Raw genomic sequence first — 24,885 nt, 5'->3', positions numbered from 1 at the left:
GTGGCGCGGTGAGCAAGCAGATCATCTTGAACGCGTTCGACATGAACTGCGTGGCCCATATCGTCGCCGGCACGTGGCGCCATCCCGAATCGCAGGCGGCCCGGTACAAAGACCTGGAGTACTGGACCGATCTGGCCAAGCTGCTGGAACGCGGGTTGTTCGACGGGCTGTTCATCGCCGATGTGCTGGGCATCTACGACGTGTACGGCGGCGGTCCGGAGGCGGCCCTGCGGGCCGGAACCCAAGTGCCGGTCAATGATCCGATGCTTCTCGTGTCGGCGATGGCGGCGGCCACCCGGCATCTCGGATTCGGTATCACCGCGGCAACGTCTTTCGAGCACCCGTACTCGTTCGCCCGCAGGATGTCCACGCTCGATCACCTCACCAAGGGCCGGATCGGTTGGAACGTGGTCACCGGCTACCTGGAGAGCGCGGCCCGCAACCACGGCCTGGACACCATCACCCCGCACGCCGATCGCTATGACATCGCCGACGAGTACACCGAGGTGCTCTACAAGCTGTGGGAGGGGTCCTGGGAGGACGACGCGGTAGGCACCGCCCCCGACCGCGCCCACTACGCCGATCCCGCGAAGGTGCACGCCATCGAGCATGACGGCAGGCACTTCCGGGTGCCGGGCATCCACCTCTGCGAACCCTCGCTGCAGCGCACCCCGGTGCTGTATCAGGCCGGCGCTTCCCACCGCGGCCGCGCGTTCGGCGCCGAGAACGCCGAGGTGATCTTCATCGGCGCACCGACCAAGGACGTTCTGCGCGAAGCGGTCGCCGACATCCGCACCCGCGCCTCCGATGCGGGCCGCGACCCGTACGACGTCAAAATTGTCAACGGCCATGTGGCGGTGACGGGCGCGACCGAGGCTGCCGCCAAGGCGCGCTACGAGGATTTCCGCAGGTACACCGATCCGGAAGGGGCCCTGGCGCTCTGGTCGGGCTGGCTGGGCAGCGATCTGTCGAAATTCGATCTCGATGACCCAGTGGCGGTCACCGACAACGAATACCTGAAATCGTCGGTGCAGATGTTCGGGCAGGGCCAGTGGACGCTGCGTGATTTCATCGACGCCCACGCCATCGACGCCGAGGGTGGTTTCACTGTCGGCTCGGGCACCCAGGTCGCCGATGACCTGCAGTCCTGGGTTGAGGACACCGACGTGGACGGATTCAACATCACCAACGTCATCACCCCCGGATCGTTCGCCGACTTCATCGACCATGTGATCCCCGAACTGCAGCGACGTGGGGTCTACAAGACGCAGTACACCGAAGGCACCCTGCGGCACAAGCTGTTCGGGCGTGGAGCCCGCCTACCCCAAACCCATCGTGCGGCGGGGTACCGCCGCGTCACCCAGGAGGCAACCCGATGACATCGACCGCGATCGAACCGCTGACCCACGGTTCCGCACGCCTGGCCGCGCTGCTGGCCGAGATCGGCGAAGGCGCGTTGGAGCGTGAACGCGCCAACGACCGCCCATTCGCGGTCATCGACCGGATCCGCGAGGAACGCCTCGGTGCGCTGCGGGTGCCGGTGGCAGACGGCGGAGGCGGCGCCAGCCTGCGCGAACTGTTCGCCACCGTCATCGCGCTGGCGGCCGCCGATGTCAACGTCGCGCACATCCTGCGCGGGCATTTCGCCCATGTGGAGGAACGGTTGCGCCTCTCCGGCGACGACCGGCAGCGGGCGATCGATCTGGCGTTGTCCGGTGCCATCGTGGGTAACGCCTCGACCGAACTCGGCTCCGAGCCCGCCGGCGGTTTCGTCTGGCAGACCAAGCTCACCAAGGACGGAGATGCCTACCGGCTCAACGGAAAGAAGTTCTTCACCACCGGCACGTTGTACGCCGACTACGCCGAGGTGCTGGCCAGCGACCCGGACGACGCCTCGGTCATCGCGTTGGTGCCCACCGACCGCGACGGGGTAACCGTACTCGACGACTGGGACGGCTTCGGTCAGCGGGCCACCGGCACCGGCACCGCGATCTTCGAGAACGTCGCGGTCTCCGCCGACGAGCTGCTGCAGTTCTCCCCGCCGGAAACCGATGCCGAGCGGCCGCCGCTGTACCACTCGGGCGCGTTCTTCCAGCTGTATGTGACGGCACTGGAAGTCGGTGTGCTGCATGCGCTTCGCGCTGACGCCGTCGCGCACGTGCATCAGCGGGCCCGCAGCTTCACCTGGGCCCCCAACCCGTCGGCGCCGGATGACCCCCTGCTGCAGCGCGAGATCGGGGAGATCGCCGCCGCAGCCTATGTCGGGGAGGCCACCGTGCTGGCCGCCGCCGACGCGCTGGCCATCGCCTATGCGGCCGACATCAGCAAGACCGACCCGAATCTGGAGCTCGCGCACGAGGCTTCGCTGCAGGCCGCGGCGGCCAAGGTGGTCATCGATCAGCTCGCGCAGAAGGCCGCATCGCAGATCTTCGATGTCGGTGGCGCCTCGGTGGTGCGGCAGTCCCACCTGCTGGACCGGCACTGGCGCAACATCCGGACCCTGGCCTCACACAACCCGACGTCCTACAAGGCCCAGGCGATCGGCGCGCTGTACACCCGCGGCACCAAACTCCCCGGCAGCGGCTACTTCTGACCCGCGATTTGTGGAGTCGCCGTCGGAACCATTCCGACCGCGGCTCCACAAATCACGAGAAAGCGCCGCGGTCTTCACCATGGCGTCGCAGCGCAAGCTCATCGTCAAATAGCCGCCTAGAATCGGGGCATGGCCCGTAACTATGCGACTGCTGACTCGGTCTCCCTCGAAGAACTGCTGGCGTTTGTCCGCCCTCGTCACGCAATGGTGCTGACCACCTTCCGCGCCGACGGGTCGCTGCAGAGTTCCCCGGTCACAGGTGGGGTGGACGAGCAGGGCCGCATCGTCATCGCCAGTTATCCGCAGCGCGCCAAATCGGTGAACATCGGGCGCACCCCGCGGGCCAGCGTGACCGTGCTGTCCGAGGAGTTCAATGGCCCGTACGTCCAGGTCGACGGCGATGCCGAACGCATCGACCTGCCCGAGGCGGTGGAGCCACTGGTCGACTATTTTCGTGCGGTGGCCGGCGAGCACTCGGACTGGGATGAGTATCGCCAGGCCATGGTCGATCAGGGAAAGTGCCTGCTGCGCATCACACCTCGACGGTGGGGACCGGTCGCCACCGGCGGCTTCCCGCCCCCGCGTTAGTTCGGGCGCCGGTACTTGCCTTTCGGGTCGAACCCGGAATTGCTTATGGCGGTGGATAATCCGGTGCCGATCGGTCCGAGGCGGTCGAACAGCCCGGTGGATCCGGTGGCGATCCCGTCGGCGCTGGTGTGGCTCAGCGCGGCGAGGCCGATGTACGGGCCGTCGGGTAACCGGCTGAGCGCCAGGGTGTAGTCGGCGTTGATGAACGCCAGCCCCGCGGTGCTGAAGTTGGTCATCGAGCTGGTGACATCGACGGCCATCGCCGCCCGGATGAACGGCGTCGGCGCTTCGCCGGCCACCAGATCACGGAACTCGCGGACCCACGCGTACCGCGGTCCCGCCTGCTGCCAAGGGAATTCCAGGCTGTTCGAGTCGGCGGTGGGTCCGTAGGCCCGGATGAACATCGGGACGGTGTCCCCGATGTTGGCGGGTTCGGCCGGTATCGGCGGGAGAGTGAGGGCGGTGCTCCAGAACTCACCGTCGGGCTGGGCGCCGCGACGCAGGTACAGCGCCGAGGCGCGGGCCACGAGGTGGCCGTCCTGGAGCATCGCGGCGTCCACGGCGCGCATCCGGCCGCCGGCGCGCACCACGGTGGCGCTGACCCGGACCGGTTCGGTGGCCACCCGGCGCAGGATCTCGACCGTAAGCCGGGCCGGGTGCAGGTCGGGGTCATCGACCTGGGCCTCGATGGCGCGGGCCAGCAGACCGCCGACGACCTGGCCGCCCAGTGTGGGCCCCCAGCCGCCGTGGGCGACGGGGTTGGGCACCAACTCGTCGCCGCGGCGGGTGAGAAACGGCGTCGCCGTGGTGCTCGTCATGTGGTTCCTTCCGAGATACTGCCGAAATCGTTACCGTTGTTGCAACGGTAACTCGTGGCGATTGCGGTGGTGGGCCGAGTCGGTGGATTAGCCTGAGCGCATGAAGCTGGACGGTCAGCAGCTGGCCGCGTTCGCCGCGGTGATCGAGCTCGGCAGCTTCGATGCTGCCGCCGAGCGGCTGCATGTCACCCCGTCGGCCGTCAGTCAGCGCATCAAGGGCCTCGAACAGCGGGTGGGTCAGGTCCTGGTGGTCCGTGAAAAGCCCTGTCGGGCAACCGCGGCCGGAATTCCGTTGCTGCGGTTGGCCGCGCAGACCGCGATCCTGGAGTCCGAGGCGCTGGCCGAGACCGCGGGCGGGTCGACCGAACGCACCCGCATCGCGATTGCGGTCAATGCCGATTCGATGGCGACCTGGTTCAACGGGGTGTTCGCTCAGCTGCCCGGCGTGCTCTTCGATATCCGGATCGAGGATCAGGACCACTCGGCGAGGCTGCTGCGCGAGGGGGCGGTGATGGGTGCGGTGACCACCGAACGCACCGCGGTGCCGGGTTGCCGCGTGCAGCCACTGGGCGTGATGCGCTACGTGCCGGTGGCCGTCGAGGAGTATGTGCGTGCGCACCTGCCCGGCGGGTTCACCGCCGCTGCTGCGGCGGCGGCACCGTCACTGGCGTGGAATCGAGATGATGCTCTGCAGGACAACCTGATCCGCAAGGTGTTCCGCAGACCGATCGCTCGCCCGGTGCACTATGTACCGACAGCCGAGGGTTTCGGGGCGGCGGTGCGGGCCGGTGTGGGGTGGGGCATGTATCCCGAGCAGCTCGTCAACGCGGACTTCGTCCAGATCGCCGACGTACATCTGGACGTGCCGTTGTACTGGCAGAGCTGGAAGATGGACAGTGTGCTGGTCGGCACCGTCGGGGCGGCCGTGCTGAGCGCGGCCGCAGCGCTGCGGCAGCGCGGCCGCTAGGCCGAGGCGCCGACCTTGCGGCGAGCGGCCTTCTCCTCGTAGAAGCGGGCCCGTTCGTCGACGGCGGCCAGGAACTGGGCGAGTTCGATGCGGGCCTGTTCGCCGTCGGGACCGAAGTCGCTGCGGTCGAAGATCTGCCAGAAGCGCAGCACCGGCTGCAGCACCTCGTCGTGGTGGATGCGCAGATCGTAGATACCGGCTTTGGCGATGAGGATGGAGTTCTCGTGAAAGTCGGTCATGCCGGCGCCGGGCATGGTGAATCCGATGACCTCATCGCGGATGGCCTGCATGGCGGCGTCCGGAGCGATCTCGAGCGCGGCCGCCATCAGGTTGCGGTAGAAGACCATGTGCAGGTTCTCGTCGGCTGCGATCCGGGCGAGCAATTGGTCGGCGATCGGGCAGCCGGAGGCCCGCCCCGTGTTGCGGTGCGAGACGCGGGTGGCGAGCTCCTGGAATGACACGTAGGCCAGCGCCGCCAGCGGTGTCTTGTCGCCCGAGTCGTATCCGGCGATGGTGTGCTCCATGCGCAGTGCCTCGAGCTTGGAGGGGTCCACGCCACGGGTCACCACCAGGTAGTCGCGCAGCGCGATGCTGTGGCGTCCCTCCTCGGCAGTCCACTGACCGACCCAGGTGCCCCAGGCACCGTCGCGTCCGAACCGGGTGGCGATCTCGCGGTGATAGGACGGCAGGTTGTCCTCGGTCAGCAGGTTGACGGTGAGCGCGGCCTTGGCGACCGGGTCCAGCGGGGAGTCCTCGGGCGCCCAGTCCTCGCCGCCGAGAAAGGCGAAGTCGCGCCCCCGGCTCCACGGGACGTAGTCGTGCGGGTCCCACGGTTTGACAGTGCTGAGGTGGCGCTCGAGGTTCTGCTCGACGATCGGTTCCAACTCGTGTAACACGCTGGTCTGATCCACCATGGCGGACTCCGTTTCCTCTGCATACAACGAAACCTACGGTACCGTAACTTACGGTACCGTAGGTTGTCGTGGTTGGAAATGGATCCGAAGATCCGGACCTGCTAGCCGATCCCGACAATCTCCTGGGCGATGGTGCTCAACCGCGACTGAGCGGCCGAAACCACGCGCTGGCGATTCTTGTGGAACTCTTCGTAGGCGATCACCACGCGGATATCCGCCGGCTCGTCCAGTTCCTTCACCGCCGCGACGGCGTCATTCACGTTGAGCTCGTCGTAGCCGGCGATGGGAAGTTCCGACGCCTCCAGGACGCCGGTGTTGCCGCGCAGGTTGTGCAGCGCATCGGCCACATCGTCGGCGCCCTCACGCCGGCTCACCTTCTCGGCCGCCGACAGCGCGGCGTCCCGGGAGGCGGACAGCGTCTTGGCGGCGATGTCGCCTGCCTGGCTGCCGCGGGCCAGCGCCTCGTCGACGGCCGGGCGGGTGGAGCGGACCGTGGTCAGCACCCGGTCGAATGCGCGGGTGGCCAGCTGCCCCGGCAGGTTGGCCAGCTTGACCGCCGCACCGGCCGCGGCCTGAATCGGCGTGCGGCGCAGCGCCGCAGGGCCGCCCAGCGCGTCCTCTGCGAGGACGGTGGTCAGCCAGATGACGGTCGCACTGTGCGCCTCGATCAGCGAGTCGGCGAGTTCCTGCACCTCGGTGTTACCGGCCGCGACGGCCAGCGACTTGAGGTAACGCGCGCGATCGACGAGCAGATGCTCCAGCGCGAGATCGCCCAGCAGCGCTTCGGCGAACGGTTCAGCCTGCTCGGTCAGTGCCTTCACCAGCGCGGCGGCGCGGCCGAGGAACGGTCCGAAGAAGGTGGGCGAACCGCCGAGCTCGCGGATGGTCGCCTCGATCAGCGCGGCGCGGGTGCGGGCGTTCTCGGCATTCTTGGTCAGCTCCTCGTGCACCGCATCGGTGCGCGCCTGGCTGGTGCGGAATTCAGCGATCTGGATCTCGGTGCTGGTCAGTTCCAGCACGGTTCGCAAGTTCGTGATGAGAGTGGTGGTGTCAGTCATGACGTGGGCCCCCTGAAATTGTTGGTCACGGCCGTGATGGCCGTGCGACGCGGACGCGCCCTGTCCAGTCGGCTACCCGGACCCCCTGCGCTTGACACAGAAAGGCCGGGGGATGTGGCCCAGATCTCGTTCTCGCGGCTTCCTGTCTCGACTCGGGCGCTATGTCAACTGTAATAACAGCAGTTCAAGCTAAGGTATGACGATCGTTATAGAAGGGTGGACGCTATGGGGATAACCGATCACGATGCGCGCAACCGCATGGTGTCCGGAGCGGCCGACATGCTGGGGCGGCGCGGTCTGAGCGCGATGACCGTGCGCGATCTCGCCAGGCACGCGGGCGCACCGCTGGGTTCGACGTACCACTACTTTCCCGGCGGGAAGGCGCAACTGGCCGCCGAAGCGGTCCGTTGGGCCGATGCGCACACGACGGCCGAACTGCAGCAGGTCGCCGACGCCGGCCCTGCCGCGATGCTGGATGTGCTGCTGCGCAGCTGGAACAAAGTGTTGGTGGACAGCGAGTTTCAGCGTGGCTGCGCGGTCCTGGCGGTCGCGGTGCAGAACTCGACCGATGACGACGACGATCCCGCGCCGCGGGATGCCGCAGTGTTCGCCTTCAGCAACTGGACGACGATCCTGGCGAGAGCGCTGCGTCACGCGGGTGTGGCCGACCCCGGGGCGACCGACACGGCGATCCTGATCGTGGCCGCCGTCGAAGGCGCGGTGGCCATGAGCCGCGCCGAGCGCAGTACCGACCCGCTGGCCGCGGTGGGCCGCCGTCTACACGCGATGCTCACTGCGCTCAGAGCTTGACCCGCAGCACGTCTCGAAGCGGCCGACGAGGAGTGGGTGGCGCCGTCTCGTCGAGTTCGGGAATCCGGCCCAGGCGCACCACCACCTGTGGGAACGGCCGGCCGACCAGCGCGCTGACGATGTCCCGGCTGACCGGCACCTCGGTCAGGTGACTCAGGGTGCACGATGCGTAACCCGCCATGGTGGCGTCGAGGAGCAGAGCGGAAAGGGCCTCACCGCAGCGCAGCAGGTCGTCGCGGGTGTCCTCGAGCGCGGAGATGACCGCCAGCTGGGCGGTGTCCTCGACGACATTGCGGCGACGCTCCTGATTGTGCGTGACGGGAAAGGACCGCCCGACGTCGACGCGATCCGCCTCGGCCGCCGACACCAGCGAGCTGTGCGGAATGCCGTCGTTCACCTCGAAGGGCGATGTCCACCAGTCGATCTCGTGATGGTACGCCGAGTCGTAGAGGCGCAGCGCGTCGGTGAGTTGGGAGGCGTCCGCGACGGCGGGCCGGTCGGCAGGGGCGATGATGTCCACTGCCACAGCGGGATCGGCGGACTCGCGCAGCAGCAACTCGAAGGACTCCCAGTCGGCGGGCGCCGTCATCGGTAGCCGGTCGGTACGGCGGCGCAGTATGGCATCGGCACGGCGTCTATGACCATCGGTGACGGTGTCCAGCGTGCCGAAGGTGATGGTGGCCACGTGGTGGTGGTCGTTCGGGTTGGGGTAGCGCTGCACACGAGCGTCCAATCCGGCGGCGGCCGCGGCGACCCGGAAGTGGTCCAGTGCTGCGCCACAACTGATCACGGCCTGCCTGCCGCCGGCGTCGGTGGCCACCAGCCGGTCGGTGTCGACGAACAGTTGCACGCCCTCGGCCGAGATGACCCACCGCCACGGCTGGCTGTTGTGATACGACGGGGCGCGGCACGCGAGGTGCACCATGTCCTCGATGGTCTTCGCAGGGACCAGGGTCGGCGATGTCGTTGCCATGAAACGAGTCTGCGCCGGTGTGCAGTCGGGCCGGTAGGGCCGGAAGTCCCTAACCCTCTAGGTACGCGACGATCGCCTTGGACAGCCCGTGCCGGGCCTCGTCGAGATCGATGTAGGAGCCGAGTTGGCGCTCGGAGGTGATGCCGCGCATTGCGCCCGGGATGAACAGTGCGACCTCACGGACCCGGGCCGGATCCACATCCAGATCGGAGAATGCGCTCTGGCAGTCGGTGATCCAGGTCTTCTGCCAGGAGGCCAGCTCGGCCGCGGTCTGCGGATAGTGCTGCTCCAGGTCGGTGCGATCGCGGGGGAGTGCGGCACGCAGATTCTCGATGGCCCGGGAATCGGTGCCGCTGAGCCCGTCGTAGAGGATGTCCAGAATCCCGGTGACGCGCTGCGCCAGGGAACCGTGCGGTGCCGCGTGCGCCGGGATGGTGCCGCGGCGTTCGGCGGTGCGTCGCAACACCGCCGCCCAGAGCCCGTCGATATCGCCGAACTGGTACTTGACCGTGCCCCAGGTGGCGCCGGCGTCCTTGGCGATGCGATTGCCCGAGACCGAGCCGGGAGCTCCGGATGCCAACGCCTCCAACGCCGCATCGAGCATGCTCTCGCGGCTGGCCTGCCCCCGCCGGTTGGTGCGGCGCTCGGCGGCTTCGGTCACCGGGTGGATGCTACGCGACTCTTGACTTTAATAGAACCCTCTGTGATTCTTGGCCCATGGCAAAGCCACCACTGTCGATGAAGCCGACGGGCTGGTTCCAGGTGGCCTGGTCGGACGAGATCGCCGTCGGCGATGTAAACCGGATGACCTACTTCGATCAGGAGATGGTCGCCTGGCGGGCGGAGTCCGGCCGGCTGACCGTCATGAACGCCTACTGCGAACACCTCGGCGCCCACCTGGGCTACGGCGGGCAGGTGAAAGGCGAAGTCCTGCAATGCCCTTTCCATGGCTGGCAGTGGAACGACGAGGGCCGCAACGTCTGCATCCCGTACCAGGAGCGGCCCAACCGCGGCAGGCGGATGCGGATCTATCCGGTGGTCGAGCGCAATGCGTCGGTCTACATCTGGCATGACGTCGAGAACCGGGAACCGTTCTTCGACGCGCCGGACATCTTCGCCGACTTCGGCGACCGCACCGAGGGTGACTACTACCCGCAGCAACGGCTGTTCCGGCAAGGGCTGGAACTGCATCCGCAGTACGTCCTGGAGAACGGGGTGGACTTCGCGCATTTCAAGTACGTGCACCAGACGCCCATCGTGCCGGTGTTCACCCGCCACGACTTCGCCGAACCCGTGTCCTACGTCGACTTCACCATCACCTTCGAAGGCGACGACGGACAGAAGATCGAGGATGTCAACAGCGGCGTCGAGGCCATCAACGGTGGGCTCGGTATCGCCGTGACCAAGAGCTGGGGGATGGTCGACAACCGGACGATCTCGGCGGTCACCCCCGTTGACGACCGCACCTCCGATGTCCGTTTCATGGTGTACATCGGCCGCACCCCGGGGCGCGACGACCAGCGGGCGGAGGACAAGGCCCGCGATTTCGGTGAGGAAGTCATCCGGCAGTTCACCCAGGACATCCACATCTGGTCGCACCAGCGCTATTCGGATCCGCCGGCGCTGGCCACCGCCGAGTACGAGGGCTTCACCGCAATTCGCAAGTGGGCCATGCAGTTCTATCCAGATGGTCTCGGTGGCAGCGCTGCGGACCTTGCCAGAGTGAGAAAGGTCGACACCCTATGACCGAGCAGATCCGCGTGTTCCAGGTTGCCACCGGCAACGTGGGCACCGAGATGATCAAACGGATTGCCGCGCATCCTGATCTGTCGCTCATCGGGCTGCACTGCTATACGCCGGAGAAGGTCGGCCGCGACGCCGGCGAGATCGTCGGCCTGGCGCCCAACGGCGTGATCGCCACCGGTTCGGTCGAGGAGATCATCGCGGCCAAACCCGATGTGGTCACCTTCCACGGGGTGTTCCCCGACGAAGACCTGTACGTGCAGGTGCTCGAAGCCGGAATCAACATCGTGACCACCGCCGACTGGATCACCGGATGGCACCGCGATACCAACCATCCGCATCCGTCCGGGCGTCCGGTCAGCGAGGTGCTGGCCGCGGCCGCCGCCAAGGGCGGGGCGACGTTCTACGGCACCGGGATGAACCCCGGCCTGAATCAGATTCTGGGCGTGGTGTGTTCGGCCGACGTCGCCGAGATCGACAACATCACCACCATCGAATCGGTGGACGTCTCCTGCCACCACTCCGCCGACACCTGGAAAGAGGTCGGCTACGGACTTCCCGTCGATGACCCGCGACTGCCCGGCATGCTGGAGAAGTACACCCGTGTCTTCGCCGATAGCGTGCTGCTGATGGCCGACTGTTTCGATGTGCAGCTCGACGAGGTGAAGTTCAGCTACGAACTCGGGGCCTGCACCAAGGATGTCGATCTGGGCTGGTATCAGCTGCCGAAGGGATCGCTGGGCGGCAACTACATCAAGTACCAGGGGTTGGTCGGCGGCGTGCCGAAGATCGAGACCCATCTGGAATGGCAGATGACCCCGCACACCGACCCGAGTTGGGATATCAAGGGCTGCTACATCACTCAGGTCATGGGCGACCCGTGCGTCTACAACAAGCACATGATCTTCCCGAAGCCCGGCGTCGACCTGTCCGACCCGACCAGCTTCGCGTCGATCGGGATGACCGTCACCGGTCTGCCCGCGCTGAACGCGATCAGGTCGGTGGTCGCGGCGCGGCCCGGCCTGCTCACCAGTGCGGATCTGCCGTTGCGCGGTTTTGCCGGACGGTTCAAGTAGCGCCGCAGTGGGGTGGCCGCGCGAGGCGCGCGGCGGCCCGCAGGTAGCTTGGGTTGGCGGTCGGCAGCGCTGTCGACCGACCGAACCGCCCGACTGTGAAGGAAGACCGATGACGGCCTTCGACAATGGAATCGCCCTTGAACCCGCCGGTGACGGGCTGCTGCGGGGCCGCACCGTGCCCGAATGGGCGAACATGGTCGGCCCGTTCGGCGGCATCACCGCCGCGGCGCTGCTGCGGGCCATCGAACTGCAGCCCGATGTGCACGGCCAACCGGTGGCCCTGACGGTGAACTACCTGGCCCCGATCGTGGACGGCGACTTCGAGATCAGCACCCGTGCAGTGCGCACCAACCGGTCCAATCAGCATTGGCTCGTCGAGCTCAGCCAGGACGGCGAGGTGAAGACCACCGCCACCGCGGTTTTCGGGATCCGGCGGGACACCTGGAGTGACACCGAACCGGCCAGGCCCGCGGTGCCGGCTCCCGCGGAGGTGCCCGTCGGGCCGGACAACGGCCCGACCTGGATGCGCAACTACGACATGCGCTATGTCACCGGTGCCATCCCGGATCCCGCGGACGGCGAATCCGCATCCTCGGAGACCACCCTGTGGGTGCGCGACAATCCGCCCCGGCCATGGGATTTCGCCGCACTGACCGCCGTGTGCGATATCTTCTACCCGCGGGTCTTCCTGCGGCTCGGCCGTCTGCTGCCGGCGGGCACGGTGTCGATCACCGTGTACTTCCACGCCGACACCGACACCCTGGCCGCCCAGGGCGATGACCACGTGCTGGCGACCGCACGCGCACAACAGTATTCGTCCGGTCATTTCGACCAGACCGCCCACATCTGGGGGACCGGTGGCACGCTGCTGGCCACCAGCCACCAGATCGTCTACTTCAAGGGATGAGCGCTGGACTCCAGTAGCCAATCCTCGAACCGGATCCCGAACAACGTCGCTCCGGCGCCGGGAACCAGGGTGTCGTCCTGCAGTTCGGCGCCCCAGTAGCGCGCACCCGGGTCGGCCACCACCGACCGGCTGTCACCATGCGCGGTGAGCGCAGTCCGGATCAGCTCGTCGAGCCGATAACGTTGCGGGCCCGCGACGTCGGCGATGCCCCCGACCGGGTCGCCGGCGGCGGCGATGGCGACCGCCTCGGCCACATCCGCGGAGGCCATCGGCTGGAAGGAGACCGGCGCCAGCCGCGCGGTGCCGGCGTCGGTCGCGGCGTCGGCGATGCCGGCGACAAACTCGAAGAACTGCGTCGCCCGCACGATGGTGAACGGCACGTCGGCTTCCCGGATGAGTGACTCCTGGGCCAGCTTGGCCCGGAAATAGCCACTCTGCGGCGCCAGCTTCTCGGTCCCCACCACCGACAGCGCCACATGGTGACCGACACCGGCGGCGGCCTCGGCCGCCAGCAGATTGGTCGTGGCGGTCCGGAAGAACTCCATGGCCGGCTCATCCTCGAAGGACGGCGAGTTCGACACATCGACGACGACGTCGGCGCCGGCCAGTACCTCGGCGAGCCCCTCGCCGGTGATGGTGTTCACCCCGGTCGACGGCGCGGCGGCGAAAGCGTCGTGGCCGTGTTCGGTCAATTCCCGCACCACCTGTGACCCGATCAGCCCGGTGCCCCCGATCACGACGATCCTCATGATGAACCCCCTCCGGTCGATGACGTGCCATGTGTGACGCGCCCGACAGCCAGAACGGCGCAATCACCCCGAAGTCATCCATCACCGGCTACGGCGTCGCCCTACGGACCGCTGACTACGGGTTTCCAAGGGTCCGCCCGGGGGCGGGAGGGACAAATCTGGGAACCGTGAAACTCATCAGCACCGTCACCGAGTCCGATGCCGAGCTGGCCGCGCGTTTCGAACGTGACACCGCGCCGCTGCGGCCCGTGTTGATGCGGGGTGCCCGCCGGCTGACCCGCAATGAGGCCGACGCCGAGGACCTGCTGCAGGACGCCCTCATGCACGCATTCATGGGTTTCCGCCGGTTTGAGCCCGGCAGCAATCTCAACGCCTGGCTGTTTCGCATCTTGCACAACCGCTGGATCAGCGGCTACCGGATGAAGCAGCGACGCCCGGCGGAGTACGCGGTCGAGTCGGTTGCCGATCTGGACCTGCCCGCCGGCTTGATGCGCAGCACCCCGTCGGCGGAGGCCGCGGTGATGGACGTCTTCCCGGACGCCGACATCAAGGCCGCGCTCGACGAACTTCCGGAGGGTTTCCGGATCGCCCTCTACTACGCCGACGTGCAGGGACTGACCTATGCCGAGACGGCCCGGGTGATGGGCACCCCCGTCGGCACCGTCATGTCCCGGGTGTTCCGCGGCCGCGCTCAACTGCGCGCCACCCTGGCCGGCGTCGCCCGCGAACGCGGCATGGGCCGCGTTCAGCTCGAACAGGTTTCCGCATGAAAAAGGAGATGCACGACATGACAAAGGAACTGACCGGACAGACCGCTCTGGTGACCGGCGGCACGGCCGGTATCGGGCTGGCTTGTGCGCGACTGCTGGCCGCCGCGGGAGCCACGGTGCTGATCACCGGGCGCAACCGGGAGCGGGGCGAGGCCGCGGCGGCCGCCATCGATGGCAAGGTCCGCTTCATTCAAGCCGACATGTCCGACCTCACATCGATCGCGGCGCTGGTCGAACAGAATCCACGGGTCGACATCCTGGTGAACAACGCCGCCACCTTCCCCGGCGCCATGACCGTGGAACAGGACGTGGTCTCCTTCGAGTCGACGTTCGACACCAACGTCCGGGGAACGTACTTCCTGGTGGCCGGATTGGTTCCGGGAATGCTGGACCGCGGCTACGGCAGCATCATCAACGTCACCTCGATGGTGGCGTCCAAGGGGGTGCCGGGCGCGTCGGTGTACAGCGCCTCGAAAGCCGCGGTCGAGTCACTGACCCGCACCTGGGCCGCCGAGTTCGGTCCGCGCGGTGTGCGGGTCAACACGGTGGCACCCGGACCGACGAACACCGAAGGGGTGGTCGCCGAATGGGGTGACACCAATGACGAACTGGGACGGACCCTGCCACTGGGCCGCACCGCGGAACCCGCCGAGATCGCACAGGCGGTGCTGTTCCTGGCTTCAGGCGCATCGAGTTTCGTCACCGGACTGACCCTGCACGCCGATGGCGGCGGGGCTGCCGCCTAGAGACAGGAGAGCTGACATGTCTGATGCATGGAAGACGGCGCTGACCGTTCTGCAGGAGGCGCAGCCCGACATCCCGCCCGGGGCGCACGTGATGACCGTCGTCATCGAGTTCCCGCCCGGTGACCCCGGAACGCCGCCACACCGGCACCCCGGGCCCGCCTTCGGGTACGTCATCGAGGGCGAGATGCTGTTCGAACTGGAGGGTGAGTCACCGCGTGTGGTGAAGGCCGGCGAGGCGTTCTGGGAGCCGGGTGGTGATGTCATCCATTACAGCGACGGCAACAACCGCACCGACATCCCGAGCAAGTTCACCGTGACGATGATGTGTGTGCCCGGCCGGCCGATGCTGGAACTGGTCGACCCAGAGGAATTGGGGCAGCGCAGAGACCGACGGTGGCAGGCGCAGGCCTGACCGCGACATCGTCGAAAAGGGAGTCGTCAGAAACGAGTTGAGCCCTCCCACCTGGCGGTGGGAGGGCTCAACTCGGAAAAGTAGGGACCCTAGCGGGCGGGCTTGCGGTGACGGCCCATCAGAGCGGTCAGCCAGCGAACATCGAGCAGCATATGTGTTCCGCCTTTCTGGTTATGCGGTCTTGTGCAGGAGTGGGAGCAGCCGGCGCCGGGCGAGAGTGCCCTCGGCGAAGTGGTGCAGCGCCTCTGGGACGGAGACCGTGATGGGGAATGCGTCGTCGAGCATGCGCAGGACGTCGAGGACCGCGGGGCTCGCGATGAGCGCCCACTCGACTCCGGCGATATCGCACTCATCATCGAGGGCGTAGAGGAGAGACACACCACGCGCGGAAAGGAACGTCACGTCACTCAGATCGAGTGCGAACGGCTTCTCCGCGAGGACCAGTCGGCGGACCTTGTGGGTGAGTCGATCGAAGTTGTCGTCATCGATGACACCGGAGACGGTCACCACCATCGCGAGGTGGCGGCACTGAGCTCGCAGTTCGGCGCCGTCGCACTTGACCGCCGGGTTGCCGTAGCGGAATGCGATCGTCATGTTCTGCCTCCCTTCTGGTTCTGACCTGTCGTTCTCGATATCACCGAAGTTATCGGCCGAATTTAAGGTACCGGGGAGTAGTGATTGAGACTTTGCTAAGAAGATAGTCTGAGAGCCGGGTAAGGTTTCGCTGAGCGAAATGTAAGCCGTTGTGCTGCAACGCTTTTCGGCGATGAGTTTAATTACCCGAAACGGCGGGTAAACCGTACCGTCGAGTAGCCTAAATTTCAGGGTCAGCGTTTGAACTGATTTCCCGAATATCCATCCCACGGCGAATAGTCCGCGATCAAGGTCTCCTGGGGTGGGCGGATGCCCTCCGGCACGTGCTGCAGATTGATCCGCACGCGGTACCAAATCGAGCTCGGACCACGCATCCCGTCGATGAGAACGTCGACCGGCTCCAGCCGCTCGGACGCCTCGGCATGGCGGCTCCGCCACAACTCCAGCGCCGCCATCGCCTCGTCGCGCGTCTTGGTCCGGGCGACCTCGATCAACGGCATCTGTGAGGCGCGGCGCCCGTCGGCGCTCTTCTTGCCGGGCGGTTTCTCCGCGGGCCCCAACCGCTCGGCGAGTTCCAGCAGTTCGGTCAGATCACCGGGATGGGCATCCATATCAGCCCATGGATCGCCGATCTCGGCGAAACGGGCCGGCACGGTGCGGACGGTGAACGCCTCCGGCAGGCAATCGGCGACCTCGTCCCAGTACAGCGGGGTGGACACCCGGGCGTCTGGCTTGGCGCGGACCGAATAGGCCGAGGCGACGGTGCGGTCCTTGGCGTTCTGGTTGAAATCGACGAACACACGCGCGCCGCGTTCCTCCTTCCACCACCGGGCGGTGGCAAGGTCGGGCGCCCGCCGCTCCACCTCCCGGGCCACCGTCTCGGCGGCCAGCCGGACCTGCTTGAACGGCCAATGCGGGTGGATTCGCGCGTAGATGTGGAATCCGCGGGAACCCGAGGTTTTCGGCCACGGGGTCAGGCCGTGATCTTCGAGCACCTCACGGGCCACCGCCGCGACGGCCAGGATCTGGCCCCAGTCGACTCCGGGCATCGGATCCAGATCGACCCGCAGCTCGTCGGGGTGTTCCAGATCCTGGGCCTGCACCGGGTGCGGGTTGAAGTCGATGCAGCCCAGACCGACCGCCCAGACCAGGCCGGCGTTCTCGGTGATCACCGCTTCCTTGGCCGACGTCCCGGACGCGTACTTCAACTCGGCCACGTCGATGAAGTCCGGACGCTTCTCGGGGGCACGTTTCTGGAAGATCGCCTCTTCGCTGATGCCCTTGACGAACCGTTTCAGGATCATCGGCCGGTTGTGCACACCGCGCAGCGCGCCATCGGCAACGGCCAGGTAATAGTCGACGAGGTCGCTCTTGGTGACATCGGCCCGCCCGTCGGCGCCGGGAAAGATGACTTTGCCGGGATTGCTGACGGAGACCTCGCGCCCGCCGACCTCCAGCGTCCTGCGACTGCCGGCCGAAGCGCCCATACGGCCATGGTAGTTATCTGCCGCGACTCGACACCCGTCACATATTGTGGCGTTCATGCCCAGTCTCACAGACCTGCCCGCTCAGGCAGCGGCCAAGGCCCAGCAATACCTCAGCCGCGGCGCCGCAGAGTTGCATTACGCGCGCAAGATGTTCGAGGCGGGAGCCCTGCGGCTCGAGTCGCCGCAGGCGATGGCCGCCATGCTCGCCGATATCCGGCGCTGGGGCGAGTTCGGGATGATCCCGGCGCTCAACGCCCGTCGCCATCCCGACGCCGTCGCCATCATCGACGACGACGGCGAGATGACATTCGGGGAGCTGGATCGTGCCGCCCACGCGGTGGCCAACGGGCTGCGCGCCAAGGGCGTCAAGGGCGGCGACGGTGTCGCGCTGCTGATCCGCAACCACCGCTGGTTCCTGGTCGGTGTGTACGGAGCGGCCCGGGTGGGCGCCCGGATCATCCTGCTCAACAGTGAGTTCTCCGGGCCGCAGATCAAAGAGGTCTCCGAGCGCGAGGGCGCGCAGATCATCATCTACGACGACGAGTACACCGCCGCGGTGTCGCAGGCCGACCCGGCGCTGGGCAAATTCCGGGCCCTGGCCACCAACCCCGACAAGGATGAGCCCTCGGGTTCCACCGATGACACCCTGGCCGACCTGATCGCGCGCAGCAGCAAGCAGCCCGCCCCCAAGGTGACCAAGCATTCGTCGGTGATCATCTTGACCAGCGGCACCACCGGCACCCCGAAGGGCGCCAACCGCAGCACGCCGCCGTCGCTCGCGCCCATCGGCGGCGTGCTGTCCCACGTCCCGTTCAAGTCCGGCGAGGTGACCTCGCTGCCCGCGCCGATGTTCCACGCACTGGGCTTCCTGCACGCCACCATCGCGATGATGCTGGGCACCACCCTGGTCCTGCGCCGTCGGTTCAAACCGGCCACCGTGTTCGCCGATATCGAGAAGCACAAGGTGACCGGCATCGTGGTGGTCCCGGTGATGTTGTCGCGCATGCTCGACGAACTCGACAAGATGCAGCCCAAGCCGAACCTGTCGAGCCTGCGGATCGCCTTCGTCTCCGGGTCCCAGCTGGGCGCCGAACTCGCCGGCCGGGCGCTGCGCGAGCTGGGGCCGATCATCTACAACCTGTACGGCTCCACCGAGATCGCGTTCGCGACCATCGCGCGGCCCAAGGATCTGTCCATCAACCCGGCGACCGTCGGCCCGCCGGTCAAGGGCATCACGGTAAAGATCCTCGACGACAACGGCGGTGAAGTCCCGCAGGGCGATGTCGGGCGGATCTTCGTGCGCAACACCTTCCCCTTCCAGGGCTACACCGGCGGCGGCGGTAAGCAGATCATCGACGGGATGCTGTCCTCCGGTGACGTGGGCTACTTCGACGAGCACGGACTGCTCTATGTTTCCGGGCGCGACGACGAGATGATCGTGTGCGGCGGCGAGAACGTCTTCCCCGCCGAGGTCGAAGACCTCATCAGCGGTCACCCGGAGGTCATCGAGGCCACCGCGCTGGGCGTGGAGGACAAGGAGTGGGGCCACCGGCTGCGTGCCTTCGTCGTCAAGGTGGAGGGTGCGAGCGTCGACGAGGACGTCATCAAGGCCTATGTGAAGGACAACCTGGCCCGCTACAAGGTGCCGCGTGAGGTCATCTTCCTCGACGAACTGCCGCGCAACCCGACGGGCAAGATCCTCAAGCGCGAGCTGCGCGAGATCTCCGTCGACGACTAGCCGGGGAATAGCGGTGGCGCCGTAGGGGTAGTACTACGGCGTGAATATCGACCTATCTGGCAAGACCGCACTCGTCACCGGCTCCACCCAGGGCATCGGCCTGGCCATCGCGCAGGGGCTGGCCTCGGCCGGTGCGCGGGTCATTGTCAACGGCCGGACCCAGTCCAGGGTCGATGAGGCGGTCGCCACGATCGGCGGTGATGCCATCGGCGTGGCCGCGGACGTGGCCGACGCCGCCGGTGCGGACGCCGTCGTCGAGAAGTTCCCCGATGTCGATGTGCTGGTGAACAACCTCGGCATCTTCGAGGCGGTGCCGGCCCGGGAGGTCACCGACGAACAGTGGCGGCGTTACTTCGACGTCAACGTGCTCTCGGCGGTCCGGCTGATCCGTGCCTACCTGCCCTCGATGACCGAAAAGGGCTGGGGCAGAGCCATTCAGATCGCCAGTGACTCCGCGATCGTCACCCCGGCCGAGATGATCCACTACGGGGTGTCCAAGACCGCGCTGCTCGCGGTGACCCGCGGCTTCGCCAAGGATGCCGCAGGCACCGGCGTGACGGTGAACTCCGTGATCGCCGGGCCGACGCACACCGCCGGTGTGGAGGACTTCGTCTACCAGCTGGTGGACAAGTCGGTGCCGTGGGACGAGGCGCAGCGCGAGTTCATGATCAAGCACCGTCCACAGTCGTTGCTGCAGCGGCTGATCGAGCCGGAGGAGATCGCCAACATGGTCACCTACCTGGCGTCCCCGCTGGCCTCGGCGACCACCGGTGGTGCGCTGCGCGTGGACGGCGGGTACGTCGACGCGATCCTGCCCTGACGTACTTCCCGCGAGCAGTCGCAAATGGCCCCCAAATCAAGCGATTTGGGGGCCATTCGTGTCTGCTCGCGCAGAGGGTTTACGGGTCGCGGGGCAGGCCGAGCAGACGCTCGGCGATGATGTTGAGCTGCACCTCGGTGGTACCGCCGTAGATCGTGGTGGCCCGGCTGAACAGCAGTCGCTCCGCCCACTTGCCCGGATCCTGCTCCTTGTCGCCGATCGCGCCGTCGGTGCCGAATGAGGAGACGCCGAACTCGGCGTAACCCTGGCCGGTCTTCATGGACAGCAGCTTGGAGATCGCCGCGGCCGGCATCGGATCGCCCCCGGCCAGCGTGAGCAGCGTCGAGCGCAGGTTGAGCACCTTGGCCGCGTAGCCCTCGGCGATCAGCCGGCCCGCGTGGTTCTGCTCGATCTGGTCGAACTGACCGTCACGCACGAACTCCACGAACTGCTCCAGGCTGGCCAGGAACGGCGGCTCGGCGCTACCGATCGACACCCGCTCGTTGGTGAGGGTGTTGCGGCTGACCTCCCAGCCGCGGTCCACCTCGCCGAGCACCATCGAGTCCGGCACGAAGACGTCATCGATGAACACCGTGTTGAACATGGCGTCACCGGTGAGCTCGCGCAGCGGCTTCACCTCCACGCCGGGCGACTTCATGTCGATCAGGAAATAGGTGATGCCATTGTGTTTCGGCGCAGTCGGATCGGTCCGGGCCAGCAGTGCGCCCCACTGGGAGTACTGCGCGCCGGTGGTCCAGATCTTCTGGCCGGTGATGCGCCAGCCGCCGTCGACCTTGGTGGCCTTGGTGGTCAGGCTGGCCAGATCGGAGCCGGCGCCCGGCTCGGAGAACAGCTGGCACCAGATCATCTCGCCGCGGAAGGTGGGCGGCAGGAACTGCTGCTGCTGCTCATCGGTGCCGTAGGCGACGATGGACGGGATGATCCAGGCGGCGATACCCATCTGCGGCCGGGCCACCCGCCCGCTGGAGAACTCCTGGGAGATGATGATCTGCTCGATCGGTGCGGCATCGCGGCCCCACGGCTTGGGCAGATGCGGCTGCACCCAGCCGCCCTCGGCGATTGCCGCGTTGCGCTCTTCGCGCGCAATGGCTTTCAGGCCGGCGACCTCGGCGCGGATCTCTTCGCGGACCTTTTCGGTATCGGGGTCCAGGTCGATGTCCAGCTTGCGCAGACCGTTGGCGGTCGAGGTGTCGACGACCCGCTGCGGGTAATCGGCGGCCCGCCCGAACGAAGCCGCCAGCACCAAAGCCCGGCGGTAGTAGACGTTGGTGTCGTGCTCCCAGGTGAAGCCGATACCACCGTGCACCTGGATGCACTCCTGGGCGGTGTGCTGAGCGGCAACCGGGGCCAGCGTGCCGGCGACCGCGGCGGCGAAGGCGTACTTCGAATCCTCGCTGCCGCCAGCCGAACCCGAATGGAATTCGTCGATCGCGCGGCTGGCATCCCAGACCGCGGCGGTGGCCCGCTCGGTCTCGGCGATCATGCCGGAGCACTTGTGCTTGATGGCCTGGAACTGACCGATGGGCCGGCCGAACTGCTCGCGGATCTTGGCGTACTCGGTCGCGGTGTCCGTGGCCCAACGGGCGACGCCGACGCATTCGGCCGACAGCAGCGTGGTGATGAGCGCCCTGGCGTGGTCGCGGCTGAGGTTGGACAGCACCCGATCGGTGCCGACCTCGACCGCATTGGCGCGCACGTGCGCCAATGGGCGCAGCGGGTCGAGACTTTTGACGTCTTCGACCTCCAGGGCGTCGGCGTCCAGCGCCACCCACTCCTCGCTGCTCTCGATCGAGACCGGCAGGACCAGGAGCGACGCCTGCGCCGCGGCCGGCACGGCGCGCACCTCGCCGCGGATGACGAGCTTGTCACCCTGACGGGTGGCGGTCAGGCCGGAGTCGATCGCGTAGGCGGCGATGGTGTCACCGGACGCCAGGCCGCCGAGGAGTGGCGATTCGGCGTCGTGGGCGGAGATCAGGGCGCTGGCGATGGCCGACGGGACGAAGGGTCCCGGCACCGCGCCGTAACCGAACTCGGCCAGCGTGATCGCCAGTTCCAGAATGCCGAAGCCCTGGCCGCCGACGTCCTCGGACAGGTGCACGCCCTGCAGGCCCTGCTCGGCGGCGGCCTTCCAGTACGGCGGGGGATTGGAGATCGGTGTCTCCAGCGCCGCGTGCAGGACATCTGCCGGGGCGACTTTGGCTACCAGCGACTTGACCGAATCGGCCAGGTCATTGTGTTCAGAGTTGATCGCGATGGGCACGCTTAACCTCCATGGGGCAACTTCCCTATTAACCGGTCGGTTGGGTTTCGAGGGTACCCCGCGGTGACAGGGGCCACACCAGTGGCCTAGCTGACTTGGTTTACCACGTTGGCCAACTCCCGGCCGCCCCGCAACCGGCGACAGTTGTCCACCGCGACCTCCAGATAGCGGCGCATGGTGTCGACCGTGTACCAGGTGACATGTGGCGTCAGCACCACGTTGTCCAGGCCGAGCAGCGGATTGCCGGGCTCGACCGGTTCGGTGGAGAAGACGTCCAGCCCGGCGGCGGCCAGGCGGCCCTCCCGCAGCGCCGCGGCCAGTGCTTCCTCGTCGACGATCGGCCCGCGCGCGGTGTTGACGAGCACGGCGTCGGGTTTCATCAGCGCCATCGCGTCCTTGTCGATCAGGTGCCGGGTCGCCGAGGTGAGTGGTAGGTGCAGCGAGACGATGTCGCTTCCCGCGAGCAGTGCCGGCAGCGGCCGCCAGTCGGGGTGGCCGTCGTCGCGGGTGCTGGTGTGCAGCACCCGCGCGCCCAGCGTCCTCAGCACCGTCTCGACCTGCTTGGCGATATTGCCGTAGCCGACCAGCCCGACCGTGCACCCGCCGATGTCGCGGACCGTCTCACCGAGACTCGGATCCGACGGCCAGCCCCGGCCCTCGCGGGTGGCGCGGTCCAGGACGGGCAACCGGCGCAGCGCGGCGAGCATCAGCAGCAGGGTGCCCTCGGTGACCGACGGGGCGTTCGCTCCGGGCATGTTCGCGACCGCGATACCGCAGCGTGTCGCCGCGTCGACGTCGATGGTGTTCACCCCGGCGCCCAGCTTGTGCACCAGCCGGCAGTTCACTGCGAGCTCCAGATCGCCGGCCGACAGCGGTCGCAGCACATGCCAGATCACCTCGGCGTCGGGCAGCTCGCGCTCCAGGGTGGTGTCATCGTCCTCGGCGCACCACCGAACGTGCAGCCAATCCGATTCTGCGGCAACGAGATCGAGTACTTTCTGGCCGGGGGTGAAGTGGGCGAGAACTCTCAGCGCCACCGTTTCGCGATCCACTTGGCGATGGTATCGGCCTGCTCGCTGCGCGCACCCGGCGTGGTGAAGTAGTGGTCGGTGTCGATCGACAACAGCGCCTTGTCGTCGCTACCCAGGGCGTCGTGGATGCGCTGGGCGTCCGAGGGGTAGACGCCGGTGTCCTGGTCGGCGTTGATGACCAGCGCCGGGCAGTCGATGAGCGCCAGATGAGGTTCGGCCCGGGTCTGGGCGTGCCGCAGGCTCCACATGCCGATCCAGTTGCGCAGCGTGCACGCGGCTGCGATGCCGTAGGCGGACCGGTTGGCCTTGACCGGGGGTCCGGCGTAACACATGTTGGCCTGACGCCTCGTCGGTTCCAGTGCAGGATCGACCATCCGCGGATCCGCCCAGGTGCGCAGCACGGTGAACGGCCGGTCCGAAAACCCGGCGGCTCGCACGCGGGTGAGCTCGGCCTCCGCCCAGTCGGTGATGGCCTCGTTGCGGGCGATCTGCGCGGCGCGGTAGCGGGCGATGAAGTCGCTCGAGTAGGGCGGGCCGTTGCGCGCGCCGAACAGGTCGAGGTCGGGATCGGTGGCCAGCGCGTCATTCTCGTCGGTGACCGAGGCGTCCATCCACGCGGTGAGCACATCGGGACGGCCGGGGTGCGCGGCGCTGGCCACGTAGCCGTCGGCCGCGGGCAGGTCGGTGAGACCCGCCGCCGGGCGCATCCCGTCGAGCGGGGTGACGTGGTGGTGCACAGCCTGGGCCTGATAGGCCGCCATCAGGGAGCCGCCACCGGAATTGCCCAGCAGCACCACGGTTTCGATGCCCTGTGTCTCCCGCAGCCAGCGCACCCCGACGCCGATGTCGACCAGCGCATGGTCCAGCAGGAAGGTGCTCTCGAAACCCCGGAAGCGGGTGTTCCACCCGAGGAACCCGATCCCGCGGGTGGCCAGGTAATCGGCGAGATAGTGCTCGGAGAAGTCGATTTGATAGTGCGTGGCGATCACCGCGACCTTGGGTTTGCGGCCGACCCCGCGGTGATACAGACCCTGGCACGGGTGCCCGCCGGCGCCGGCGCGGCGCGCGGTCGGGGAGTCCGTTCCGACGAATTCCCGGGTGACCCCCGGCGTCGGGCCTTTCGACGTCATGACTGCGCAATCTCCTTGTGATAGATCGTCCGGTGAAAGATCGCGGCCAGGGTGGCGACGCAGGCGTCGTCGTCGGCGGTCTGGGCTCCGGTACCCGAGAGTTGGGTGTAGCAGAACTGGTTCAGCATCGACACCAGGGCGACGGCGATCAGGTGCGCGTCATCGCCTGCGCAGCAGCCTTTGCGCTGGGCCCGCTGGACCATCTTGGTGACCAGGGCGATCGGCAGGGCGCAGATGTCGGCCCAGTACTGCGCGAAATCGTCGTTGACCGTGGCCAATTGCGAAACGGCGATGATCTCGGCGAGCCGGTGTCGATAGGTGTTCCAGTGCGCGGCGGCGGCGGCGTGTGCGCGCTCGGCATCGGTGAGACCGGGTTCGGCGGCGGCCATGGCGCGTTCGCGGGCCTCATCGCGGAATCGGACGGCCCACTCCCGGACCATCGCCTCCTTGGAGTCGTAATAGTTGTAGTACGACGCGGTGGAACGGCCCGCCTCGGCGGCGATATCGGCGATGGTGGTGGCCAGAATTCCCTTGCGCGCGATAACCGTTCGTGCTGCCGCGTCGATGGCGGCCTGTGTCTGACGCCCGCGTGCGGTGGGCAGCTCTACCCGTGCGGTCACGGAACCCTTTCCCCGGAGTTCGTTGATCGAATCTGAATCTGATGTTAGATTCAGATTCAG

25 protein-coding genes are annotated in these 24,885 nt (G+C 67.3%); 13 read left to right on the top strand and 12 right to left on the bottom strand.

The genetic code is table 11. The annotated features are described in order from the left end of the window. The first annotated feature begins 8 nt into the window (after nt 1-8). The 3 genes from ASE48_RS28200 to ASE48_RS28190 all read left to right on the top strand — a co-directional run bounded on the left by ASE48_RS28200 (nt 9) and on the right by ASE48_RS28190 (nt 3,181). A complete protein-coding gene (locus tag ASE48_RS28200) occupies nt 9-1,379 on the top strand; it encodes an LLM class flavin-dependent oxidoreductase (RefSeq protein WP_057170452.1) in 1,371 nt (456 codons plus the stop codon). Next, nucleotides 1,376-2,593 (top strand): acyl-CoA dehydrogenase family protein, encoded by a 1,218-nt coding sequence (locus ASE48_RS28195; protein WP_057170451.1) that lies wholly within the window; start codon nt 1,376-1,378, stop codon nt 2,591-2,593. The genes ASE48_RS28200 and ASE48_RS28195 overlap by 4 nt, the downstream gene beginning before the upstream one ends. A 129-nt stretch (nt 2,594-2,722) precedes the next feature. After that, entirely contained in the window at nt 2,723-3,181 is a 459-nt protein-coding gene (locus ASE48_RS28190; protein ID WP_057170450.1) for a PPOX class F420-dependent oxidoreductase, read from the top strand. On the opposite strand, the gene ASE48_RS28185 is transcribed toward ASE48_RS28190, so the two are convergent. Beyond that, nucleotides 3,178-3,999, bottom strand: a complete 822-nt coding sequence (locus tag ASE48_RS28185) for a thioesterase family protein (RefSeq protein WP_057170449.1) — start codon at nt 3,997-3,999, stop codon at nt 3,178-3,180. The genes ASE48_RS28190 and ASE48_RS28185 overlap by 4 nt on opposite strands. 100 nt (nt 4,000-4,099) lie before the next feature. Between ASE48_RS28185 and ASE48_RS28180 the strand changes: the two genes are divergently transcribed. Continuing rightward, nucleotides 4,100-4,966 (top strand): LysR family transcriptional regulator ArgP, encoded by an 867-nt coding sequence (locus ASE48_RS28180; protein ID WP_057170448.1) that lies wholly within the window; start codon nt 4,100-4,102, stop codon nt 4,964-4,966. On the opposite strand, the gene ASE48_RS28175 is transcribed toward ASE48_RS28180, so the two are convergent. Together ASE48_RS28175 and ASE48_RS28170 are read right to left on the bottom strand one after the other, a co-directional pair. Next, complete coding sequence (locus ASE48_RS28175; protein ID WP_057170447.1) at nt 4,963-5,880, bottom strand: acyl-ACP desaturase; 918 nt, start codon at nt 5,878-5,880, stop codon at nt 4,963-4,965. The genes ASE48_RS28180 and ASE48_RS28175 overlap by 4 nt on opposite strands. Nucleotides 5,881-5,981: 101 nt before the next feature. Then, entirely contained in the window at nt 5,982-6,938 is a 957-nt protein-coding gene (locus ASE48_RS28170; protein WP_057170446.1) for a hypothetical protein, read from the bottom strand. 225 nt (nt 6,939-7,163) lie between these two features. Between ASE48_RS28170 and ASE48_RS28165 the strand changes: the two genes are divergently transcribed. Beyond that, the gene (locus ASE48_RS28165) at nt 7,164-7,748 is read left to right on the top strand and encodes a TetR/AcrR family transcriptional regulator (RefSeq protein ID WP_057170445.1); all 585 of its coding nucleotides are present in this window, start codon (nt 7,164-7,166) and stop codon (nt 7,746-7,748) included. Here ASE48_RS28165 and ASE48_RS28160 read toward each other — a convergent pair. After that, nucleotides 7,738-8,721, bottom strand: a complete 984-nt coding sequence (locus ASE48_RS28160; RefSeq protein WP_057170444.1) for an Acg family FMN-binding oxidoreductase — start codon at nt 8,719-8,721, stop codon at nt 7,738-7,740. The genes ASE48_RS28165 and ASE48_RS28160 overlap by 11 nt on opposite strands. 49 nt (nt 8,722-8,770) lie before the next feature. Next, nucleotides 8,771-9,382 (bottom strand): TetR/AcrR family transcriptional regulator, encoded by a 612-nt coding sequence (locus tag ASE48_RS28155; protein WP_057170443.1) that lies wholly within the window; start codon nt 9,380-9,382, stop codon nt 8,771-8,773. Nucleotides 9,383-9,438: 56 nt separating this feature from the next. Here ASE48_RS28155 and ASE48_RS28150 point away from each other — a divergent pair, with 56 nt between their 5' ends. From ASE48_RS28150 to ASE48_RS28140, 3 genes are all read left to right on the top strand, one after another. Then, a complete protein-coding gene (locus tag ASE48_RS28150; RefSeq protein WP_057170442.1) occupies nt 9,439-10,467 on the top strand; it encodes a Rieske 2Fe-2S domain-containing protein in 1,029 nt (342 codons plus the stop codon). Next, a complete protein-coding gene (locus ASE48_RS28145; protein WP_057170441.1) occupies nt 10,464-11,540 on the top strand; it encodes an NAD(P)H-dependent amine dehydrogenase family protein in 1,077 nt (358 codons plus the stop codon). Before ASE48_RS28150 ends, ASE48_RS28145 begins: the two co-directional genes overlap by 4 nt. A gap of 109 nt (nt 11,541-11,649) precedes the next feature. Then, nucleotides 11,650-12,447 carry an acyl-CoA thioesterase gene (locus tag ASE48_RS28140; protein ID WP_057170440.1) on the top strand — a complete coding sequence of 266 codons (798 nt, stop codon included), beginning with the start codon at nt 11,650-11,652 and terminating at the stop codon, nt 12,445-12,447. Here the strand turns inward: ASE48_RS28140 and ASE48_RS28135 are convergent. Next, complete coding sequence (locus ASE48_RS28135; RefSeq protein WP_057170439.1) at nt 12,432-13,196, bottom strand: SDR family oxidoreductase; 765 nt, start codon at nt 13,194-13,196, stop codon at nt 12,432-12,434. The genes ASE48_RS28140 and ASE48_RS28135 overlap by 16 nt on opposite strands. Before the next feature lie 167 nt (nt 13,197-13,363). Between ASE48_RS28135 and ASE48_RS28130 the strand changes: the two genes are divergently transcribed. The 3 genes from ASE48_RS28130 to ASE48_RS28120 are packed head-to-tail and all read left to right on the top strand — an operon-like array spanning nt 13,364 to nt 15,124. After that, complete coding sequence (locus tag ASE48_RS28130) at nt 13,364-13,966, top strand: sigma-70 family RNA polymerase sigma factor (protein WP_235571625.1); 603 nt, start codon at nt 13,364-13,366, stop codon at nt 13,964-13,966. Nucleotides 13,967-13,983: 17 nt separating this feature from the next. Further along, the gene (locus tag ASE48_RS28125; RefSeq protein ID WP_057170724.1) at nt 13,984-14,712 is read left to right on the top strand and encodes an SDR family NAD(P)-dependent oxidoreductase; all 729 of its coding nucleotides are present in this window, start codon (nt 13,984-13,986) and stop codon (nt 14,710-14,712) included. Between the two features lie 16 nt (nt 14,713-14,728). Continuing rightward, nucleotides 14,729-15,124 carry a cupin domain-containing protein gene (locus ASE48_RS28120; RefSeq protein ID WP_200962278.1) on the top strand — a complete coding sequence of 132 codons (396 nt, stop codon included), beginning with the start codon at nt 14,729-14,731 and terminating at the stop codon, nt 15,122-15,124. Nucleotides 15,125-15,295: 171 nt separating this feature from the next. Here ASE48_RS28120 and ASE48_RS28115 read toward each other — a convergent pair whose 3' ends face one another. Next, nucleotides 15,296-15,718, bottom strand: coding sequence for an STAS domain-containing protein (locus ASE48_RS28115; RefSeq protein ID WP_057170437.1), 423 nt, complete (start codon nt 15,716-15,718; stop codon nt 15,296-15,298). 233 nt (nt 15,719-15,951) lie between these two features. Then, nucleotides 15,952-17,205 (bottom strand): DNA polymerase domain-containing protein, encoded by a 1,254-nt coding sequence (locus tag ASE48_RS28110; protein WP_057170436.1) that lies wholly within the window; start codon nt 17,203-17,205, stop codon nt 15,952-15,954. A gap of 55 nt (nt 17,206-17,260) precedes the next feature. Here ASE48_RS28110 and fadD2 point away from each other — a divergent pair, with 55 nt between their 5' ends. Together fadD2 and ASE48_RS28100 are read left to right on the top strand one after the other, a co-directional pair. After that, nucleotides 17,261-18,943, top strand: a complete 1,683-nt coding sequence (gene fadD2 / locus ASE48_RS28105) for a long-chain-fatty-acid--CoA ligase FadD2 (protein WP_057170723.1) — start codon at nt 17,261-17,263, stop codon at nt 18,941-18,943. Between the two features lie 40 nt (nt 18,944-18,983). Continuing rightward, nucleotides 18,984-19,763 carry an SDR family NAD(P)-dependent oxidoreductase gene (locus tag ASE48_RS28100; protein ID WP_057170435.1) on the top strand — a complete coding sequence of 260 codons (780 nt, stop codon included), beginning with the start codon at nt 18,984-18,986 and terminating at the stop codon, nt 19,761-19,763. 79 nt (nt 19,764-19,842) lie between these two features. Here the strand turns inward: ASE48_RS28100 and ASE48_RS28095 are convergent, their stop codons facing one another. The 4 genes from ASE48_RS28095 to ASE48_RS28080 form a co-directional block, all read right to left on the bottom strand. Beyond that, on the bottom strand, nt 19,843-22,044 hold the full coding sequence (locus ASE48_RS28095) for an acyl-CoA dehydrogenase (RefSeq protein ID WP_057170434.1): 2,202 nt from the start codon (nt 22,042-22,044) through the stop codon (nt 19,843-19,845). An 86-nt stretch (nt 22,045-22,130) separates the two neighbouring features. Then, nucleotides 22,131-23,096: a 2-hydroxyacid dehydrogenase gene (locus tag ASE48_RS28090; protein WP_235571623.1), complete on the bottom strand. Its 966-nt coding sequence runs from the start codon at nt 23,094-23,096 to the stop codon at nt 22,131-22,133. Continuing rightward, a complete protein-coding gene (locus ASE48_RS28085) occupies nt 23,072-24,205 on the bottom strand; it encodes an alpha/beta hydrolase (protein ID WP_057170433.1) in 1,134 nt (377 codons plus the stop codon). Before ASE48_RS28085 ends, ASE48_RS28090 begins: the two co-directional genes overlap by 25 nt. Next, nucleotides 24,202-24,825: a TetR/AcrR family transcriptional regulator gene (locus tag ASE48_RS28080; RefSeq protein WP_082614471.1), complete on the bottom strand. Its 624-nt coding sequence runs from the start codon at nt 24,823-24,825 to the stop codon at nt 24,202-24,204. The genes ASE48_RS28085 and ASE48_RS28080 overlap by 4 nt, the downstream gene beginning before the upstream one ends. Nucleotides 24,826-24,885: the final 60 nt, after the last annotated feature.

The sequence above is a fragment of the Mycobacterium sp. Root265 genome, assembly GCF_001428895.1.
Lineage (GTDB): Bacteria > Actinomycetota > Actinomycetes > Mycobacteriales > Mycobacteriaceae > Mycobacterium.
Note: the sequence above shows the minus strand (reverse complement) of the source record. Positions and strands in the feature narration are given on the sequence as shown.